Source organism: Lactococcus fujiensis JCM 16395 (assembly GCF_002441655.1).
Classification (GTDB): Bacteria; Bacillota; Bacilli; order Lactobacillales; family Streptococcaceae; genus Lactococcus; species Lactococcus fujiensis.
On the sequence record NZ_JXJU01000019.1, the window covers coordinates 1 to 18,072 of the forward strand.

Here is an 18,072-nt window from a genome sequence, read left to right on the forward strand (position 1 = left end):
ATTATAACATAATAGATTTTAATTGTAATACAAAAAAGCACCCGTCCCTATGAGTAAACGAGTGCTTTTGAAACGAGGAGTGAGAACTCCATGTGTTTATTATAGCACTTTTTATTATTTCAAACAAAAAAAGTCCCCCCGAAGGAGTGCTTATTTATTATATTATATTGTGAAGAAAAACGCCCCGGAGGGCGAGAATATTATTTTATTATTTTTAATAATTTTAATAAAAACGGTCCACCTACGGTTATAATCGCAACAATTACCCCGGTGATAATTGGGCCACCATATCGATCCCACCATTTTACCTTTTTTTCTTTTTCTATTTTATCCAATGTAAGCCGGACAGATGATTCAATGACTTCGGGAATGCTTTCCAAACTCTTTGATAAGTGCCCAAGTTCATTTTCCATAACAGAAAGCCTTTTATCAATGTTATGAATATTTTCTTTTACATTAGATATTTTATCATCAAAATATTTTTGAACTTCATTTAATTTAACTTCTGACATACTAGCCTCCCCTTCCTTCTTAGATAGATTTACAGAGCGAGTTTTTTTATCACTATTGTCAATTATTTTTGAAAAATTTGTTTTATTTTTAGATGATACAAAATGCAATCCTTGACTAAGATTTGCTGAAAAAGTAAGACTTGATAGAGCAATCATGGCAAAAGCAATCACTGTTGCTTTTGATTTTGGTAAGCTACTTTCATCGTCTTGAGTAATTTTAAAAATCTGGATATTGCCAGGGAAAACTTTTAATGATTCCATACTTATTTTTCAACTGTCTTTTTTACCGAAAATGTATCTTCAAATTCTTGACCATCTATTGTAAAGATTACTTTATATTGCCCCTCAGTTTCAAAAGCGATGTTTTTCAAATCTGCTGATAGTACGAAATTATCAAGGAGTTCATTAATTTCAACATTTGTATTTCCTGAGTTAAAAACATCATCCTCTTTAGTGCAGTTATTTATTCTTAAATTAATGATGTGTTTCCCAGTTTCTACTCCTGATGCTACAATAGTTGTGGCTAGAGAAAGGGATGTTGGAATATATTTTGATGAAAATACCATTACCGGATTAATTATCACTTGTCTTTGTTGAAGACCGTTTATTTGTGATTCAATCCCTTCCGAAACTATAAATTTAACTTTAATTTCACTCATGATTCCATAAATCTCCAAATTTATTTTTTTATACTACTTAAACTTTATAACATGGTAGCATAAATGTCAAGCAATATGTCGATTATCTTTTGTTTTATTTTATTTGTGTAACAAAAAACACCCGCCGAAGCGGGGTTAAATTATATCCAATTCTTGCCGTTGTTCAGTGCTTTTTGCATTGCCATGATCATTTGGCTAGGTTTCGACTTTATGCCATCTACTGGTGTGCCTAGCAAGCGTTGGAGTGCTGACCACGTCTGACTGCCTGCGATTCCATCAATCACTAAATTAATCTTAAGTTTAGCATTTAAGGCCTGTTGAAGCGCTTTAATTGTATTCACTGCTGGTATTCCGTCCACATCTAAGTGATAACCAATGCTATTAAGATAGGTTTGAACTGCTTTCCAAGTTGCGATACCATCGTAGCCGTCTACTACTAACTTACTCGTTGATTCTGGTAAGGCCCAAATCTCAGTGTGTGCTTTCAATCGAGTTACCACTGTGTAAGCAGACCAGGGCGCAACCTGAACCGCATTGTTTTTCAAAAAAGTTTTACCATTTAACCAGTCAGTGGCTGTTGTGTTATAGAAGCTCCCGTCGGGTGTAATCAGTCCAACGTGGCCATTATCTCCTGCTGAGCTTGACATGTCACTACCAATTGACATCAATGCAAAGCCGTAGCCTCGCCAATTCTTCGCCCCTGCTGTTGGGCCAGAGTAGACTTTTTTAAGTCCATTCTTCGCAAACAGGTCCGCTAGGTTCACTGTTGAATACTTCATTGCATCAATATTAATTCCAACTGCTGAAGCAAAAGCGAGAGTGGCCGATGATGAACAGTCAAAGCGTGGTGGTTTTTGTGAATAGGTCTGTTTCCCAATATTGCTTTTATACCAGTTTACAGCATTCGTCCAAATAATTGTCATTGTTTTTCTCCATTCATGGTGTTAACGGCCGCTTCAATTAATCTGTCTACTTCTGCACCTCCAGCTTTAACGAGAGCCGTCAGATTAGCTGTGGCGACGTCTTTCTTCTCTTTACTGGTCAATTGTCCCCCTGTTTGTTCAACAGCCTTAACGACTTGAAGAGCGAGCTTCTCAGCGTTCTGTAGTTTAACATTCTTAGTTTTAGGAATGATGTAGGTAATAACCGACCCAACGACAGGTGCTGCGATTGTAATTAATGCAATAAGATTTAAAATTTGGTCTAAATTCATTTGAATATTCTCCTTTGTTAAAATTGTATTTTGAAATAAGCCAAGATGAACCCACCCACGAATCCACCAATGGCAAAGAGTGCTCGCCAAATGTTTTTACGGTCAAACATCTTGGCCTCATAGTTCTTGTCACTTGTTTTCTCATTAATCTTCATAACGGCATGGATAATGTCGTTATTTTGTTTCATTTGTTCGACATTCTGATCTCTCAAAAATTTATTTGACTCATCGACACGGACTAAGTTTTCATTAATTGAGGTTTGCATCACAACAGAAAGGTCATTCAATCGAGCAAGTTCTCGGTCGTGTTGCTTCAATTTTTCCTCGTGCTGCTGCACTTGTCTTTCTAATTCCATAAACTCCTTTTCTTTCTATATAGGTACTGATACTGTTCCACTTATTTTATAACCAGCTGGCAAGGCTGCATCACGTGCAAAATATATATTTCCGTTGGTATTACTGTAAACCATGCATGGATATGATGCAAAGAGGCCAGAGCCAATGGCTGGAGCCGTTCCCATTACACCAATCAAGTATGAAGCGTCAATTCCATTTGGTAAGTTCGCCATGATTACAGCTGTATCTTGTGCCACGGCTGGTCCAGTTAACGCATAAGCTCGAACTGATAGCACCCCATTTTTAATTCTATACTTAAGATTTCCAGAAAATCCATTTATTGGTGTCAAATCGACCCACCCATCGGTATCGTTCGTACTTTTAATTGAGTCAGCTACGATGTTTTTAAAAGTTTGTGTCATTGGCATGATCGTTGAAGATGTTACCGCTGTTGCACTAGTAATTACTGTTTCAATACAATGTTTTAATACACCAGAAGTGTTATTAATATCAACGGAGTTCGAATTATTAGCCATTTCAACAGTGATTGAGACTGGGCTAGCAGTATTGGTTAAATCAATATTCACATGAACGTAATTTGTAGCATTAGCTGTCAAAGTTACTGTTTCATTGATAAGTTCAAAGTACCTACCACCTAAAATTATTGACGTGTTAACATAAACTCTATTCAACGCTGTGTTAGTAGGAGTGGACCAATGCTTCATTCTATAGGAATCATAGCCAATCCCACCAATCATTGAGTAGAGTTTTGCATCTGCAGTAGCAGTTACTGGAAAATCATTGCCATTGGGGCTAAAAAATGTAAATTTTGTAATTGCCATTATTCATCTTCTTTCTTATAGATCATTGCTTCTTCAAACACAGGATAATCTGTGATTGAAAGCTCATTTAAATTATATTTATTCTTACCAATATCAAAACCGCCAATTGAAACACCCTGACCTAATTCGTACTCTAACGGAGTTGTTATTTTTAAGGTGTGTTGGTCAATATAACTAACTTCACCTGGGAGTATTTCTTTATGATTGAGCTTTAGTGGTATTGTATCTTCGAATGGCTGGATAAAATGTTTCTTTTCAATTTTTGCTAGATAAATCACTTCTTAACCCCCTCAATAAATAGCAATCTGTCGGATGAATCAGTAAGACATCTATCAGAAATATATCCAGAATATAGAATTCCGTCATACCAAATTTCTACCAAATCATTTACTTGTAACGGTTGTAGCTTGCTTTGGTTGAAGTAAATTTTAGTGATTATGGTATCCCCAGTTATTTCGCTTTTAATTTCGGCAGCCGATGGAGCTTCATCATAAAAACTAGTTTTTACAATTCTTTGACTAGGTAAATCTGATCCGTCACCTGAATAACTCGCTAAAGGAACTAAAACATTTGAGCTATTGATTGTGTAACTTGTTGGAGTTAATGGATACTTTCCAGTACTATCCTTGATATAGACATCAATGTAGTTATAATTAGAACGTTCTACAATAGTCTCAGTCTCAGTGCTCGGATTATCTTTGAAGTCTACCCTTGTTGTTTTTGGTGTTCTAGTCCATTTTGTGCCAGTTAAGCCAACAAATATTCCGTTTTTTAAAGTGATGATATCTCCAGATTGATTTGTAAACTTGCGATCTTGGAAAAATGTCAAGGGTTGAATTTTAGCAATTCTAAATAAGTCTTTCGCAACATCTTCTGCTGAATCAGTCTCAGATTTCCTATTCCATGATATTGCTTGTGATACTTCATTAGTATTCATGTAATTGCCATGGACCATTAATGAAATACTAGAACTTGTGAGAATAGAATTGAAAATAGCTGCTGTTGTTTTACTTGTCAAAAGTGATGTGGGAATTTCTAACCCATCAATACATGCCCAAAAATAATTCTTTAGTGTGGCTTTATTTGAATCATCTATATCAGTTATTAAATAAAGATAATTAATGTCAAACGTAATATTCGAACTACTACTTATAGCCATGCTATAGGTATCATTTGTTAATACCTGAATGATATTTCCAACTTCCGCTTCACCCGATAATGTCGCTGTCGAAGTATACTCGTAACCAGTCGCCCAAAGCTCGTAGCCCATGACAACACCACGAGCGATTGGTAATGGAGTGGGTGGTTTCACAAAGTTTCCACCAGCTATCACATAAGAATTTTGATTCAATACATTTGGGTTGAAATTTTCAAAAAGATTGTACTCTAACATTAAATAAAATCAACCTTTCTTTTGATGTTAATTTCAACACTGTCACAATTGATTAGACTAACAGCACCTTTCTGAAATAGTCTTGAGCGATAGCGCTGAAAGTCTAAACTTGTGAATACATTAACCCCAGTCCCCGAACCATCAAAATCTGCGAGGTAATATTCATCATTAACATCCGTATTTAGCTGAATGTAATTAGGGGTTTTTGACATTGTGAATACAATTGCTGTATATTCATTGAAATCTTGGTTGGCAAAAGAAATACCAAATGAACCGCCATTATCTACACCAGTAGATAATGTTGGTATTAGCTTAGCCGTGATTCCAAAAGTGTTACTTGTAAACTCCCCTCTGTTGAGGCGGTCAACATTCGTTTCACCAAAATAAGTGTATTCAGGCTTACTTGAATAGTGGTAACCCATGTCAGTTCCACTATATATTTTTGAAAGTCCTTCGACTACTGAACCATTTGATACAGAACCAAATTCAAGCTTTTCATAGGTGTACCACTTGGTGATGCAATCAAAAGCTATAGTTTCTTCAAATTGGCCATTTCTGCCATAACCTTCCGTTTTTGTTTGTTCACTAATTGCAACGTCCGCATATACTGTAAAAATATCTGTCGTATACTCCAAAGTTACAAATTCAAACGATATGATCTTTTGGATAAAATCTCGGATTAATGCGTAATTATCTGAACGAGTGTTTGCCAAAGTGATTAATTTGAAAGATATTGAGGGTTGGTTGGTTTCTGAATAACCCTTAACCCCAATACCATCAGATTGCCATATATTATTGGAAACAGACATTCCTAGGTTGGAAGGTTCATAAAATCTTATCAGTCCATTAGTCACATCGATCACTTCATCGGATTCACTATCCAAATCTGTATGAATTTTAAACTGTCTAACTGTCATTATGCCCTTCCTAAGTCAAATTCTCGTTTGATTGCACGAGCAAGACTCGTCATATCTCCATTTTGACCTTTAATATTGAAATGATTTGTAATTGTAGTATTGGTTGCATAACTAGAATTTCTTACCATTGTTCCTAGGTTTTCAGGGGTATGGAATTCTCCAATTATTGAAGTACTCGAACCACCAAAGAACCCTTTCACTTTATTAGCTACACCCTTAACTTTATCTGTAATTCCTTGAACGAATGACAGTGCCTCATCAAAAGGCTTTGTAATTGCTGACTTTACTCCATCGAAAGCACCTGAGAACCATGAGGAAACCCCATTGAATACATTTTTAATACTATTCCATGCATTACTTGCGAATCCACCCAATGCACTGAATACATTTGAAACTGCAGATTTAGCACCATTGAATATTGAACCAAACCATGATCCGACTGCGCTAAAAGCACTTTTTATTTTATTCCAGGAATTACTTGCAAAGTTACCAATAGCACTGAACACTGTTGATACAACACTTTTCACAGAATTAAATATCCCACTAAAGAATGCCCCAATCGGTGCAAAGAATGCTAGTATTTTATTAAAGGCAATTTGAGCAAAACTTGCAATACCAGCAAATACTCCAGAAATAAAGTTTTTGATTGATGTGAAAATTGAAACTAAGAATTGCCATACTTTATTAGCAACACCTGTGATGACAATAAATATTAAGCCCCAAATTGCACTAAATAAATCTACCAAAGCCAAAACGAATGTTATTAACGGTTGGAAAAAGGCAATAATCTTATTGATAAAAGATACAAACCCAGCCACAATTGTATTGAAAATAGTTACAACCGAAGTAATTAAGTTATTGAACCAAGTAACTATTCCGGATATGAATGTAGATACACCAGTGCTGATTGTTGTCCAAAGATTTGAAAACCATGTACCTATTCCACTGAAAAAAGTAAGCAATTGAGCGCCTAGATTTTGAATCCAAGCTACGAATTTAGCAAGTAAAGCTCGACCAGTCTCTGTCTGAGTAAAGAAGTACACAAGAGCTGAGACAACGACCGCTATTGCTACTGCTATAGCTACAAAAGGATTGGCCAACAATGCAGAATTCATTGCTAGTGTCGCTGACTTGACTACTCCAATAGCTGTTTTTAAAGTCGTAAATGCTTTAGATATAGAAATAACTACTCCAGCTATCTTAAGAGCTGCAAAAACTGCTCCTAAAGCAATTATTACAGTTTTGAATGCATCAACATCAGTTCCACCTTTTTTGAACCAGTCAATAAAATCAAGTACACCTTTTGTTACATTTTTTAAAGTTTTCATCAATGACTCAAATATTACAGTAATTGAATCAATCGCACTTCCTGAATAGGATGTGGAGTTTGGAATGTATCCAAAACTCGTTAATAAATTTGAAACTTCTGTTGAAATCTCAGAAACAATTTTTTTGAAGTTGTCAACAGCTTCATTCCAAAATGTAAAAACGTTACTTGCTTGAAAACTCTCCCAAAGTTGAGTAAACCATTCTATTGCTTTTGGAACACCACTGGCGATTGAATCAATAAAGTCAGTCAATGGAGGTGTGATAGCTGTAAGTGCTGGAAGTATAGCTAATGATATTGTCTCATTCAACGATGCCATGCTATTTTCAATAGTAGCAACCCCACCGCCACCAGCTTGACCTAGCTTTTGCATTGCTTTATCAAGCATCTCGACTGAAATTTTCCCTTTTTCGCTCGCTTGAGCAAAAGAGCCAAACTGTTTAAGTTGAGGATTCATTTCCATGACAGTTGTTTTTAGTGCAGAACCAAGAGCGGTATTGTTATCAGTAAGTTGATTGATATTTTCAGCTGAAACTTTACCTGCTGCGCTCATTTGTTGATAGGCTTGAGTTACACCTTTTAGATTTTCAGTAGAACCACCAAATGCTTGGTTGGCTTTAACCAAATTTTCTACTTTTTGACCAGCAGTCTCACTGTTGTTACCTAAACCGATGAATGTAGTTGCTAATTTTAAAGTATCTTCAGTATTTGCATTTGTATCAGTCGCAAGTTTCTGCATTCGTTTGGACAACGAATCGTATTCTTTCACGTTTCCGCTGAAATTCATTGTATTTTTCAATGCAATCATTGCATTTTGAGTGTCTACCGCACCACTAACCCAGTCACCCAAAGCATCACTAAGTTTGTTGACGGCCAACGCACCAATTTCTCGCAAAGCTCCGACTGTGACTTCACGAATAGAAGAAATTGAGTTTTTGAACGAATTAACTTTTGAAGGAACTTCGCTATCATCAACTTTTAGTTTGGCACTGAACTTCCCACTGGAAATAGAGGTGTCAAGAGTTTTGATATCTTTTTCTAAGTAACCTGCTTTCAGTTCCGCATCTTGCAAGTCTCTAGAAAGTTTAATGAATTTCTTTTGGCCATCTGGTGTAGATTTGTCAAGGTTATTTATTTCACTTTTAAGCTGTGAAGCTTTTTCACGAGTAAGACTCAGTTGTTGAGCATAGTTTTTTTGTAACTGTGCCATTTTTTGAGTGTTTGAAGGATCTAATTTTAAATCATTTCTTAGACCCCCTGCCTCTTTTTTAAGAGAACTCATGGCGGAATTAACACCTTTAAGACTTTTCTCAAAGTTTGCTGTGTCGCCATAAATATCAATTTTGAATTTAGCGTTATTCGCCATTAATCAAGCCCCCTTTTGTTTTTCTTTTTCGATTCTTCATTAATTTCATTTGCCTTTTCAATTATTTCAAGTAAAAGTTCTAACTCGATATCGAAAAATTGTTGTACGTTCGTATTATTAGCTAGAAACGATACTAGAATTTTTATTACTATATTTTCTTCGGACCTTCTCTTCTTAAAAGAGTTATCTCCTAGAGGTACAGCTTTAAATTCATCTTCATTTACCTTTTCACGAGGTATGGTGTGACAATAATATTCAAGTAGTTTCTTTGGCTCTGTGATACTCAACTGATTGACAACGGATAATTCTGTTAGGTTACCAATGAAACGCTCCGTAATATCCATGAAGTCATTAGAAACCACACCATTTTCGAATGCTCTTAATGTTTCGTAGTATTCGTTCATATCAGCTATAAAATCTGTTCCAGTCAGCTCATAATATGTAATGGCATCCTTTAGTTTCATTGATTTCCCTTTCAAAAAAATAACGATACAAATATAAAATGTATCGTTACTTGTTCTTTACTCTAAACCAGAAACGACTTTCCAACGATCGACCAATGAAGTAAATGTATTTCCATCAGTATCAAATTCTCCAGTTTTGAGATATTCGCTGTATTCTTGTTTACCAGTAGCTGGATCAGTTTGAAATGCGAGATATAGCCCAAATTGAACGTTTTCCATTAATTCAGTTGATTTTTCCATACCATTTTCGCTGTCGGTTTTATAATCATTCATCATTTTCATAATGTCTGAACCAGTGATTAATTTAAATTTCCTTGATATTGATAGTTGTTTCATTGTATTTTCCTTTTACTAGTTTCTATTACTAAATTAAGCGCCTGTGCCAGCTGTTAAAACTGTGTCAGGTTCAAAAATGAATAATTCTGCGGTAAGTTTTGCTTCAAATGCTGTAGCATCTGCCCCCCAAACTTCATAAATGGCTTCAGGTGGATATACTGAATTGCCTTCCGCATCTGTTTGAGCATAAAAATCACTAGCTGTTGCTTGGATTGGGAATACATATTCGATTGCATCTGCACCGTCTTGGCTGTCTGTTTCACTTTCAGAAGTGATCTCGCCTGTTGCTTGAACATTTGGATAGACTAAAATTTGATAGCCTTGTTCGAGTGCTCCAGTAGTTTTGTTTTTCCGTTGCATCCGGCGAACCCATTGCACCGCTTTTTTAGGATAATTTCCTGTTGGAACTGTACCAAAGCCATTCTCGCTTTCAATATGTCCAAGCATTGAGACTTTAAACGTTGGGTCTGCTTGAATCAATGTGAGTTCGCCCTCTAGAATACTTGCTCCACGTTTTGAACCATGGTCTGCCATGTCATCAGCTGGGTAGTTTGTAACACTGCCTTTGTCCTCCATGGCTTTTGCTTTAACCATACCTGTGATTAGTTCAATGTTTTTGAAAGTTTCACCTGTTCTATCGTAATCGGCAGTAATTAATGCTTCATTCCCCCAAGTGATTGAACGGTTTCCGTATTTTAATTTAATCATTTAGTTTCCTTTACAAATTAATGTTTTCAATAAACTTAGGTAATGCGTTCAATATTTCATCAACCTCTTTGATACCCTTTTTCTCATTCAAGAAATACATACCGTGATAGCCTTCTGAGTAGTTTGAACGTGTACCTGCATCTATTGTCGTTCCATTTGTTGTTTTATATTTTTTAATGTTATTCGAAAGTTGCCCCGTGTTCGAATGTTTCGAGTAACTATATACCTTGCCATTTCGTCCACGGAATCTTCTTTTTCTAGAGCTAGCTCTATTCGCACTCAATTTCAATTGATTGTAAACAAACTCACTGGCTTTATTCTCGATTTGTTTTCGAAAATACTCACCTGTTCTACTGATATCTAGTTCTGCCATGGTCTTACATCTCCTCCATCAGGAATATATATTCTTCCTGAATAAACATAGAGCCTAGAGCTTTCATCCCATGTTTGATATGAGAACCCCTCTACCATATAATCTGACAGCTCAGATACAACAGACGTATCCACATCAGTTGCAGATAAAACCAAGTCAAAGATATATCCTATAGTGAATTTGAAGTCATCAGACCCTACTGTTTTCGGCTCGCTAAGCGAAATGTATAAAGTGTTTGGTATAATTTCTTTTTTTACTCCAAAGATGACATCTTTTAGATCTAACGTTTCGGTAAAGTTGAGAAAATCTTCATAGTCATCAAATGCCATTCGATACCTCACCCTCTACTGTCCAAGTGTTGTCATCTAAGTTTTCATTAAACGTTTTGATAGTGTACTTTTTACCGGTTTCGTCAATAAAATATGAGAAGTCGAGGTCAGCTAAATTGCCAATATTGAACACTTTAAATCGGTATGTGCGAGCCATGCCTTGCATTGAGAAATTATCCAGTCTTGCTTGACTGAGCTTTTCCTTTTTAGCTGCAAACATATATTCTGTTGAAACTTCTTTTTCAGTCTTGTTTGGTTGTTTTACGAGTTCTACTACCACCAGTTTTAACTGCGTCATTCTCATTTTTGGTTTCCTCCTCAAGCTTTTCGAAGAACTTAACAGGGTAACCAGCAACTGAATTTACCTTAGTTCCAAAAGTGATAATCCTACCGTCCTTTGAAAGAAAAGTTTGTTTTGCTTTGTACATTTTTTAACCTCCAAATACTAATAGATTAATCATTTCTTGAAGTCGTCTGTTCTCTACTTCGTCAAATGTTTTAGTGACATCAGGTTGGTAGTGTAAACGACAATAAGTTGAGGTGTAGGCCTTAACAATCGCATTGGTTTCGTCTATGCTTGCGCCTGCAATTGTTAAGATTCCCAGCGCCTCATCTCTGAGCTGTTTGAGATTATCATCATAAATAGTAACTTGTTCGGGAATTTGACAGAATGTTTTGATGTAATCAATCATTAGCTAACCTTTCTTATTCAGTTGTGATTGTAATATCTGCAGCGCCATTCATTTTTTCGACATGGCCAGCTGATAGCGACTCAATCAAAATCGCATTTTCATTTGTTTTCCATTCAAATGCTTCAACACGAGTCAAGTCCCCCATATCGACATGGTAAGCATCTGTCACAAGGACTGTTGGTTTTAGTGCTTTTGTTCCTGTGTAAACAATCAACTTATCAACTCCAACTTCACTTGCGATTTCAGCATCGTCGTTTTTAATTCGTGTATGTTCGTTTCCAGGCAAGGAACGAAGTTCTTTCAAGATTGCTTTTCGTTGTTCAGTTGTAACAATAAGGTTCTTAACTCCAGCAAGTGAACGTACAAAATCAGCCGCATCTTCAATTCCATCAACTAGAGTAGTAACTCCTGTAATATGTTTTACAAATTTTGCACGATCATCTGTAGCAATGGCCTTGAACCCGTTCTTTCCATTACCTTCAACTAAGGCCAAATCAACTACTTTATTTACAATCATTTGAGTGAGTTCTTTGATAATCATTGAATGAAGTTGTTCGTAATTAGAAGTCAAGCGTTTTGCTTTTTCGGAAATTTGTTGGAGTTTGTAAATCATTTGTGGCTCAATAGAATCGACAGTAAGGGTCGCTGCTTGTACTTTTTTCTCTGTTCCTTCCACATGGACTTGAGCTTCATCGTTTGACTCAAATGAACTAGATACAATCAGTGCACCCATATTTGTAACTCGGAACAATGGGTAGACAGCATTTGTATTGGTTAATGTTGTTTGCACTTCTTCTGAAATAACTTTTGGCAAACGAAGTGTTTCATCTGTAATAGTTACGCCATTTTTCTTAAGATTTTCTTTCCAGTTATTGACTACATCTTTTTTTGTAGAATTTTCAAGAATATTATAGAAGTCTGATCCTGCTTTTTTAGTGTTCAAGTACGGTGTTTGAGTCATTTTGTTTTCCCCTAATTCGTTTTGATTTTCATTTCCTGTGTTTTGCCCAATTTCGTCTAAGCTAACTCCAAGCTCATCAGCAAGTTTCTGCATATTGTCGTTAATCGTTTGAATTTCTAGATCTAATTCTTCGCCAACTTTTGCGTTGTTTGTTTTTGCAAGCTCTGCCATTTTTTCAAGTTTTGCATTTACAAGTTTCTTGAATTTTTCATCAATTTGTTTATCAGCTAAATTCATATTTATCTTTTAACTCCTTTAATTTTCTAGCATTTTCTTTTAATGCTTCACGTTCTTCATTAAGTTCTGCACTTAATCCATTTTTAACAATTGAGGTGGCTGTATCAGCCCCCACAGAGACAATAGATAGCTCTGCAAACGTTGCTTTGGAGATGTTTAGCACAAAGTCGTCTGTGAACTCCCCTTCGTCAACGTAATAAGAGACAGAAACTTCTTTGAATACCCCATCAGATACACCTTGTGGAATAGATCCAGCGCTCTCATAGAATCCAAAATCAGCTTCATACGTCCCATCTTTTTCGTTAAAGAATGGAATGACCCACCCAATCATAGAACCAACATCTTGGTCATTATGTTGATACAGTAAAGGATATTTTTCACGAGTAAACTCAATGACATCACCTTGCAAGTTATAACCGTTGCTGTTGACTTCATCAATATGTGCCATGACTGTGTGATAAGTTACCTGTGCTTGCTCATTACCAACATCTACCTCTGGTGCATTAGTTGCGATTTGAGCACTATTGATTATTTTCTTCAATACTTACCTCCGATTGATTATTTTCAATTTGCTTGCTGGTAGTAGCGTTTAAATTGACAAAGAATTGGTCGCCCCCTTCAACTGGTGGAAGTCCATAGAATGAACGTTCTTCATTTTGTTGAGCGATAGGTGTGTTAGTATTCATTTGACTAAACTTAATCAATTGATCAAGTGTTGCAAACTTCATGACGGCATTGTTAATCACTATTTTTTGATAGCTTTGCTTGCCTTCTCGTCTAACACGTTTGTATGAGCTTATGAGTTTATAGGTCAGTTCTCGCTCCAATTGATTGAGAAGTGGCACCATTGCATTCGCATAGAAAGTATTTGTTTCTTCTTGCGTGGCTGTACCTGTCAAAACTGATTCACTGATGCCATATCCACTCAAAATTTCAGTTTTAATAAACCCAAGTTCTTCAGCGGATAAAACACTATAAGAATTGTTTAATTCAATTAGATCTGTTTTCGCATCAAGAACGCCTATTCCGTTAAATTCTCCAACTTCTTGCATGGTCGCAAGTTGTTCTAAAACTTTCGCTTTAAATTCGTTTTTTCCTACATCGAATGTGGTATTTACTTTTAAAAATGCTTTAGTTTTGTTAGCTGCTAACTTGTCATAAACGCTTGTTAATACGTTATCGAGTAAACTTGTATTTTCATTACTAAAGAATGGGCTAATAATATTCACAGTTTCATTAAGCTTAAATTCTTCTCCATCATTAACATTTCTTAAATCAGTTAATGTCGTATCAGAAAAAGTTGGCTTTAAATGAATTGATTTGCTTTGGAGTAATTGAAGTGTTACTTCTCGCCAAAATTCAGTTGTATTTTCGTAGCCTTTTGGTGACCAGTTCAATACTTCATCAATATCAGAGCCTGTCATGTTTTTCATGTAATCAAAGCCAGTATCATTCGTGGTATATTGAACATGGTTAAAATATGTTTTTGAAAGCTCGTTAGCAATGCGATACTGAATATTCATGATGAAATTAGAAGTAAAGTTAACTGCTCCACCACTCCAACTTGCATGCTGAGTATATTTGTTTAGTCGTCCAGTAAAAATACGGACAATATTATCAATTAATTTCATTCAGCGTATCTCCTCTAATAGAAAAGCCTTTTTCCATATTTTCTACCTTCCTTCGTTTTTCGATTGTGGCAAGCATGGCATAAGAGTTGTAAATTATCTGGATTGTATGCTACTTCCCAGTCATCAACGTTTTCCCATGACAGCTCGATAATGTGGTCAACTTCATACTTTTCAGCTTGATAGTCCCCACAGATTTGGCAAGTCATCTGATCACGTTCACGAATTGAGTTTCTCAACGCAATCCATTTTTTAGATGAATAAAAGCCACTTTCACGAACAGTTTCAACATCACGTCTCATCTAAAACCATCACCTCCAATGCCATGGTTAGAGCTACAACAGGGTCAATCTTGTCTTTATCAAGCATTTTGGTGTACATAATATCTTTGGAAATACCAATCTTGACTGCCACGTTCATTAGTGACCACTCGAGTAACTTCTGATTGTGGACTAATTGTCTTTCATCAATATTCATTTTGAATAGCTTGATATAGTCAGACATTGAGAAACCTTGTCGAATAGCTTTTTGATTGTCTCCATCTACATCAAAGAAATAACGGTCAATGAGTTCTTTTAATTCCTCATAGCGTGACGGGTCGTACCCTATTTTCTTAAATTGACAATGATGGATGTCTTTAAACCTTTGGACTTCTGGAATGATTCCACTCCCCTTGATATATTCACTATCAAGAACAATCAAGCTGCCTTCATCAACAAATGTTTCGTAACGTTCTTTCATCTCGTTGTCTAAGTTTTCAAACTGCCTTTTGACCATGAATGAAATGGTTTTGGAGTATTTCACACCTTCTTTTTCACACAGGAATGAAACAGCAGTCAAATCTCCAACGAGTGACAAGTCAATTCCTACATATACTTTATTATCATCAAACACATACTCATCAAATTCGCTCCTAACAGCGTTCTTTTGGTCGAAGTAATAAGTTACATCATTCATCTGAACACCCATGTTATAGGCTAGGAATTTAGTTTGTAGAGCGGGGTCTCCTTGACTGAGGTTATATTCTTCCTCCACGCTTTCATAGCTTGGAACGTGTCCAATTAATGGCATAGCCATTGACCAATAAGACTTATCTTTAACTTGTTCTATGTTTTCTAACTTATAGAGCAAACCAAAACTACGATCATTGTCCATTTCTTCTTTGCTAGTAAACCGCTCAATCATTTTGTCATAGAGACCGTTTCTTGTTAAGCCACCTGACGTGATATAGATTGATTGCCAATTTGCTTGCTTTTGTCGTGAACCTTTATTAACTGCTTCTGTGATATCGTCTTTGTATGTATGAACTTCGTCAAAGATATTCAAACTTGTGTCTCCACCTTGAGCACGATTCACATCATTAGTCTGTTTGAAGAACTTATTTTGATTAACGGTATATTCAAGGCCAATCTTTGTGCTTTTGAATATTTTTGCTTCACTTAGTTTCGCGAAATAAGGGCTTGCCTGTGATTGAATTCTCACTTGGTCATATACTTGTCTTGCTTGCTTGTTGTCATAAGCTATAACTTGGCTTTCACCGCCATATACACCCGACCAAAGTAACCAATACAACTCACGAGTAGCCATAAGTGAGCTTTTACCAGTTCCACGGCCAACGTTTAAGAAGATTTCATTTGTGAGTTGGACTTGTTGACCTTTATCATTAATTCGGTCATAACCAAGCATTAATTCAATCCACCATTTTTGTGTGGGAAACAAGTTGATATATCTTAGGTCACCTTTTGTTAGCATGAAGTTATTTTCAACAAAATCTATGTATTGTTCTACTCTGTCATAGCGGTAGATATAGGTTTTATGAATTCTTTTCTGCTTTTCTATGGTTGCTTTGATATATTTGTTTAATTTATAGCCTTGCTTTTCATTCCAAGCGAGCATTTCATTGAGGTATTTCATCGCTTACCTCCGGTGGCTTTTGGTAATTAGATAAGCTGTATTTAGCAGCCTCCATAGCCAACTCTTTTAATGCATCAGAACCAGCATCATCTATTTGAAGTCGTTTGAACTCTGCATAGTTCCATTTTTCAGGATCACCAGCTTTTAGAGTGAACATAATTGCCAATGTATCTGGTGGAAACTCTTTCGTTTTCACTTGTTTGCTCACTAACGTTTCATTTCCATCATCATCGTATTGAAAATTTAATGTTTCCTCTTTATTAACACCACCTAACAGCTTTTTCATTAAGCCATTTTGTGCATTCTTCAAGGCAATACTTATGCTCTTAGCTTTGGCTTTCTTATATTCAATTGTGTGTTCGTCTTTCCACTTCTTGAACGTTGCATTTGATATCTTTAACTCTTTGTAGATATCTTTGTCGTAATATCCTTCGGAAACTAACGAGAGAATCTTTTCAGTTGTTTCAGGACTATTCAAAATTGACATTTTAGATTCTTTAGCTAACTGGATCACTCCCTTCCTAGAAAACTTTTCTTTTTTAAGGATATTTTTAATCATAGTTTGGAAATCTCTTACGACTTCCAAAGCATTTCTTAAAGTTCCAAAAACTTCTTTTTGAATTTTATGGAGGTTTTTAAAAGGGTATCCCCTCCGCCTAAAATCCCCTTCCTAAAATCAAAATAGGGGGGGGTAAGAAATTTTTTATTTATTTTTTTCGAATAAATTTTTTTATTTTTATTTTAATTTTATTCGAGCAATAGCAAGCCAAGGAGTCGAACCTTGACCTGCTCATGAAACTACTAAGCACTAATCACCGATGGTTGCCTGCTTGTGTTCATATATTAATTATCCCAGTTATAGCAGTGCTTGAAGTCTCATCTTTAGTTCATTTATGTTTCATCTATCAATCAGATTTTCGGTAATACAAAAAGAGCTACGACTGTAACTCTTTATCTAATTCCTGTCCATTCAGTCAGTGTTGCTTTGAATTCTGAATACCTACGATATATAGTGGCTTTGCTCAATAGAACTTCCTGTTCAATTTCCCATTGTTGCTTATTCTCAATCCACCTTAACTCACATATTTGCTTTGCTTCTGGATATGCACAGTACCAAACCTCAATTTGTTCTTTGTGAAAAATAAGTTCAGCCAATTGTTTGTCGCTAGCAATCAAATTATCAATACTTAAATTTCCCCCCTTTGCTTTATACTTTAACGCATTTTTAATTGATGTGATTTTCTTATCCATATTACCAGTAACATAATCACGTATTAGTCTATCTAACTTGTCAATCTTTGCCACAAATACAGTACTCCTTATGTTATAATAGTATTAACGAAACTATCAGGAGAGGCCCACTGCAATGGGCTTTTTTTGTTTTTTACCACCAATGTAATATATCCCTGCCAAACCAAAATATAATCATAATTAGGAGTGTTGGAACTAAACAACCTCCAATAATTCCATCTTCATCTTTCATTCTTTCCCATCTCCATTCTTAAACAGCACGGATAGTACTAATATCGCTACAATCAAACCTAGTAGCCATATTGGTAAGGCTAGCAATAAGCACGTAAGCAAGAATGCAATCACTACTGCTATGATACTCAGTGCTAATTTTATCACGTTCATTTCTTGTCCTTCCTGCTGTCAATATAGATAACGACATTCAGCACTATAATAGCAATGCCTGCTAGTATCCATAGTATTTTTTCAATCATTCAATCCCTCCCCACCAGTCATTGACCAGTGATATTAGTTTGTCGGTATTTCTCCATAACTTTTGGATACTTTTCTATAAATTTTAATTGTTCTTGGTGCAGCCGTTCCGACCAGCGGAAAAGCCTATCAATTTCAGCTAA

At 35.9% G+C, this 18,072-nt stretch carries 25 protein-coding genes; all 25 read right to left on the reverse strand.

Annotated features, from left to right (window positions below):
* Window positions 1–200: 200 nt before the first annotated feature.
* On the reverse strand, window positions 201–773 hold the full coding sequence (locus tag RT41_RS09245) for a hypothetical protein (RefSeq protein WP_054639824.1): 573 nt from the start codon (window positions 771–773) through the stop codon (window positions 201–203).
* A gap of 2 nt (window positions 774–775) precedes the next feature.
* Entirely contained in the window at window positions 776–1,171 is a 396-nt protein-coding gene (locus RT41_RS09250) for a DUF6941 family protein (protein ID WP_096819090.1), read from the reverse strand.
* Between the two features lie 140 nt (window positions 1,172–1,311).
* Entirely contained in the window at window positions 1,312–2,094 is a 783-nt protein-coding gene (locus RT41_RS09255; RefSeq protein ID WP_096819092.1) for a C40 family peptidase, read from the reverse strand.
* Complete coding sequence (locus RT41_RS09260; protein ID WP_054639828.1) at window positions 2,091–2,384, reverse strand: phage holin, LLH family; 294 nt, start codon at window positions 2,382–2,384, stop codon at window positions 2,091–2,093. The genes RT41_RS09255 and RT41_RS09260 overlap by 4 nt, the downstream gene beginning before the upstream one ends.
* A gap of 17 nt (window positions 2,385–2,401) precedes the next feature.
* Entirely contained in the window at window positions 2,402–2,740 is a 339-nt protein-coding gene (locus RT41_RS09265; RefSeq protein WP_054639829.1) for a hypothetical protein, read from the reverse strand.
* Window positions 2,741–2,755: 15 nt separating this feature from the next.
* Window positions 2,756–3,562: a hypothetical protein gene (locus RT41_RS09270; protein WP_096819093.1), complete on the reverse strand. Its 807-nt coding sequence runs from the start codon at window positions 3,560–3,562 to the stop codon at window positions 2,756–2,758.
* Window positions 3,562–3,840 carry a hypothetical protein gene (locus RT41_RS09275; protein WP_054639831.1) on the reverse strand — a complete coding sequence of 93 codons (279 nt, stop codon included), beginning with the start codon at window positions 3,838–3,840 and terminating at the stop codon, window positions 3,562–3,564. The genes RT41_RS09270 and RT41_RS09275 overlap by 1 nt, the downstream gene beginning before the upstream one ends.
* Entirely contained in the window at window positions 3,837–4,955 is a 1,119-nt protein-coding gene (locus tag RT41_RS09280; protein WP_096819095.1) for a hypothetical protein, read from the reverse strand. The genes RT41_RS09275 and RT41_RS09280 overlap by 4 nt, the downstream gene beginning before the upstream one ends.
* Window positions 4,955–5,872 (reverse strand): phage distal tail protein domain-containing protein, encoded by a 918-nt coding sequence (locus RT41_RS09285; protein ID WP_054639833.1) that lies wholly within the window; start codon window positions 5,870–5,872, stop codon window positions 4,955–4,957. Before RT41_RS09285 ends, RT41_RS09280 begins: the two co-directional genes overlap by 1 nt.
* A complete protein-coding gene (locus tag RT41_RS09290; protein ID WP_096819097.1) occupies window positions 5,872–8,565 on the reverse strand; it encodes a tape measure protein in 2,694 nt (897 codons plus the stop codon). The genes RT41_RS09285 and RT41_RS09290 overlap by 1 nt, the downstream gene beginning before the upstream one ends.
* Complete coding sequence (locus RT41_RS09295; protein ID WP_096819098.1) at window positions 8,565–9,029, reverse strand: hypothetical protein; 465 nt, start codon at window positions 9,027–9,029, stop codon at window positions 8,565–8,567. The genes RT41_RS09290 and RT41_RS09295 overlap by 1 nt, the downstream gene beginning before the upstream one ends.
* A 57-nt stretch (window positions 9,030–9,086) precedes the next feature.
* A complete protein-coding gene (locus RT41_RS09300) occupies window positions 9,087–9,365 on the reverse strand; it encodes a hypothetical protein (protein WP_054639838.1) in 279 nt (92 codons plus the stop codon).
* A 33-nt stretch (window positions 9,366–9,398) separates the two neighbouring features.
* The gene (locus RT41_RS09305) at window positions 9,399–10,073 is read right to left on the reverse strand and encodes a capsid protein (RefSeq protein WP_096819099.1); all 675 of its coding nucleotides are present in this window, start codon (window positions 10,071–10,073) and stop codon (window positions 9,399–9,401) included.
* 10 nt (window positions 10,074–10,083) lie between these two features.
* A complete protein-coding gene (locus tag RT41_RS09310) occupies window positions 10,084–10,446 on the reverse strand; it encodes a hypothetical protein (protein ID WP_096819100.1) in 363 nt (120 codons plus the stop codon).
* Window positions 10,434–10,775, reverse strand: coding sequence for a hypothetical protein (locus tag RT41_RS09315; RefSeq protein ID WP_054639842.1), 342 nt, complete (start codon window positions 10,773–10,775; stop codon window positions 10,434–10,436). Before RT41_RS09315 ends, RT41_RS09310 begins: the two co-directional genes overlap by 13 nt.
* Window positions 10,765–11,079, reverse strand: a complete 315-nt coding sequence (locus tag RT41_RS09320) for a hypothetical protein (protein ID WP_143467365.1) — start codon at window positions 11,077–11,079, stop codon at window positions 10,765–10,767. Before RT41_RS09320 ends, RT41_RS09315 begins: the two co-directional genes overlap by 11 nt.
* Window positions 11,080–11,206: 127 nt before the next feature.
* Complete coding sequence (locus RT41_RS09330) at window positions 11,207–11,467, reverse strand: hypothetical protein (RefSeq protein WP_054639844.1); 261 nt, start codon at window positions 11,465–11,467, stop codon at window positions 11,207–11,209.
* 13 nt (window positions 11,468–11,480) lie between these two features.
* On the reverse strand, window positions 11,481–12,665 hold the full coding sequence (locus RT41_RS09335; RefSeq protein ID WP_096819104.1) for a phage major capsid protein: 1,185 nt from the start codon (window positions 12,663–12,665) through the stop codon (window positions 11,481–11,483).
* A complete protein-coding gene (locus RT41_RS09340) occupies window positions 12,652–13,206 on the reverse strand; it encodes a hypothetical protein (RefSeq protein WP_054639847.1) in 555 nt (184 codons plus the stop codon). The genes RT41_RS09335 and RT41_RS09340 overlap by 14 nt, the downstream gene beginning before the upstream one ends.
* Window positions 13,187–14,296, reverse strand: a complete 1,110-nt coding sequence (locus RT41_RS09345) for a phage portal family protein (RefSeq protein WP_096819106.1) — start codon at window positions 14,294–14,296, stop codon at window positions 13,187–13,189. Before RT41_RS09345 ends, RT41_RS09340 begins: the two co-directional genes overlap by 20 nt.
* Window positions 14,297–14,310: 14 nt before the next feature.
* Window positions 14,311–14,595, reverse strand: a complete 285-nt coding sequence (locus RT41_RS09350; RefSeq protein ID WP_096819109.1) for an HNH endonuclease — start codon at window positions 14,593–14,595, stop codon at window positions 14,311–14,313.
* Window positions 14,585–16,207 carry a terminase TerL endonuclease subunit gene (locus RT41_RS09355; RefSeq protein WP_054639850.1) on the reverse strand — a complete coding sequence of 541 codons (1,623 nt, stop codon included), beginning with the start codon at window positions 16,205–16,207 and terminating at the stop codon, window positions 14,585–14,587. The genes RT41_RS09350 and RT41_RS09355 overlap by 11 nt, the downstream gene beginning before the upstream one ends.
* Window positions 16,191–16,766: a bacteriophage terminase small subunit gene (locus RT41_RS09360; protein ID WP_096819111.1), complete on the reverse strand. Its 576-nt coding sequence runs from the start codon at window positions 16,764–16,766 to the stop codon at window positions 16,191–16,193. Before RT41_RS09360 ends, RT41_RS09355 begins: the two co-directional genes overlap by 17 nt.
* Window positions 16,767–17,158: 392 nt before the next feature.
* A complete protein-coding gene (locus RT41_RS09365) occupies window positions 17,159–17,512 on the reverse strand; it encodes a hypothetical protein (protein WP_054639852.1) in 354 nt (117 codons plus the stop codon).
* A 437-nt stretch (window positions 17,513–17,949) separates the two neighbouring features.
* The coding region (locus RT41_RS09370; protein WP_143467366.1) for a DUF1140 family protein at window positions 17,950–18,072 on the reverse strand (123 nt) is incomplete at its 5' end.

Bases quoted from the DNA above. Each gene is read 5' to 3' on its own strand.
- RT41_RS09245 (WP_054639824.1), bottom strand. From the start codon at position 773: ATGGAATCATTAAAAGTTTTCCCTGGCAATATCCAGATTTTTAAAATT.
- RT41_RS09250 (WP_096819090.1), bottom strand. From the start codon at position 1,171: ATGAGTGAAATTAAAGTTAAATTTATAGTTTCGGAAGGGATTGAATCA.
- RT41_RS09255 (WP_096819092.1), bottom strand. From the start codon at position 2,094: ATGACAATTATTTGGACGAATGCTGTAAACTGGTATAAAAGCAATATT.
- RT41_RS09260 (WP_054639828.1), bottom strand. From the start codon at position 2,384: ATGAATTTAGACCAAATTTTAAATCTTATTGCATTAATTACAATCGCA.
- RT41_RS09265 (WP_054639829.1), bottom strand. From the start codon at position 2,740: ATGGAATTAGAAAGACAAGTGCAGCAGCACGAGGAAAAATTGAAGCAA.
- RT41_RS09270 (WP_096819093.1), bottom strand. From the start codon at position 3,562: ATGGCAATTACAAAATTTACATTTTTTAGCCCCAATGGCAATGATTTT.
- RT41_RS09280 (WP_096819095.1), bottom strand. From the start codon at position 4,955: ATGTTAGAGTACAATCTTTTTGAAAATTTCAACCCAAATGTATTGAAT.
- RT41_RS09285 (WP_054639833.1), bottom strand. From the start codon at position 5,872: ATGACAGTTAGACAGTTTAAAATTCATACAGATTTGGATAGTGAATCC.
- RT41_RS09290 (WP_096819097.1), bottom strand. From the start codon at position 8,565: ATGGCGAATAACGCTAAATTCAAAATTGATATTTATGGCGACACAGCA.
- RT41_RS09295 (WP_096819098.1), bottom strand. From the start codon at position 9,029: ATGAAACTAAAGGATGCCATTACATATTATGAGCTGACTGGAACAGAT.
- RT41_RS09300 (WP_054639838.1), bottom strand. From the start codon at position 9,365: ATGAAACAACTATCAATATCAAGGAAATTTAAATTAATCACTGGTTCA.
- RT41_RS09305 (WP_096819099.1), bottom strand. From the start codon at position 10,073: ATGATTAAATTAAAATACGGAAACCGTTCAATCACTTGGGGGAATGAA.
- RT41_RS09310 (WP_096819100.1), bottom strand. From the start codon at position 10,446: ATGGCAGAACTAGATATCAGTAGAACAGGTGAGTATTTTCGAAAACAA.
- RT41_RS09315 (WP_054639842.1), bottom strand. From the start codon at position 10,775: ATGGCATTTGATGACTATGAAGATTTTCTCAACTTTACCGAAACGTTA.
- RT41_RS09320 (WP_143467365.1), bottom strand. From the start codon at position 11,079: ATGAGAATGACGCAGTTAAAACTGGTGGTAGTAGAACTCGTAAAACAA.
- RT41_RS09330 (WP_054639844.1), bottom strand. From the start codon at position 11,467: ATGATTGATTACATCAAAACATTCTGTCAAATTCCCGAACAAGTTACT.
- RT41_RS09335 (WP_096819104.1), bottom strand. From the start codon at position 12,665: ATGAATTTAGCTGATAAACAAATTGATGAAAAATTCAAGAAACTTGTA.
- RT41_RS09345 (WP_096819106.1), bottom strand. From the start codon at position 14,296: ATGAAATTAATTGATAATATTGTCCGTATTTTTACTGGACGACTAAAC.
- RT41_RS09350 (WP_096819109.1), bottom strand. From the start codon at position 14,595: ATGAGACGTGATGTTGAAACTGTTCGTGAAAGTGGCTTTTATTCATCT.
- RT41_RS09355 (WP_054639850.1), bottom strand. From the start codon at position 16,207: ATGAAATACCTCAATGAAATGCTCGCTTGGAATGAAAAGCAAGGCTAT.
- RT41_RS09360 (WP_096819111.1), bottom strand. From the start codon at position 16,766: ATGATTAAAAATATCCTTAAAAAAGAAAAGTTTTCTAGGAAGGGAGTG.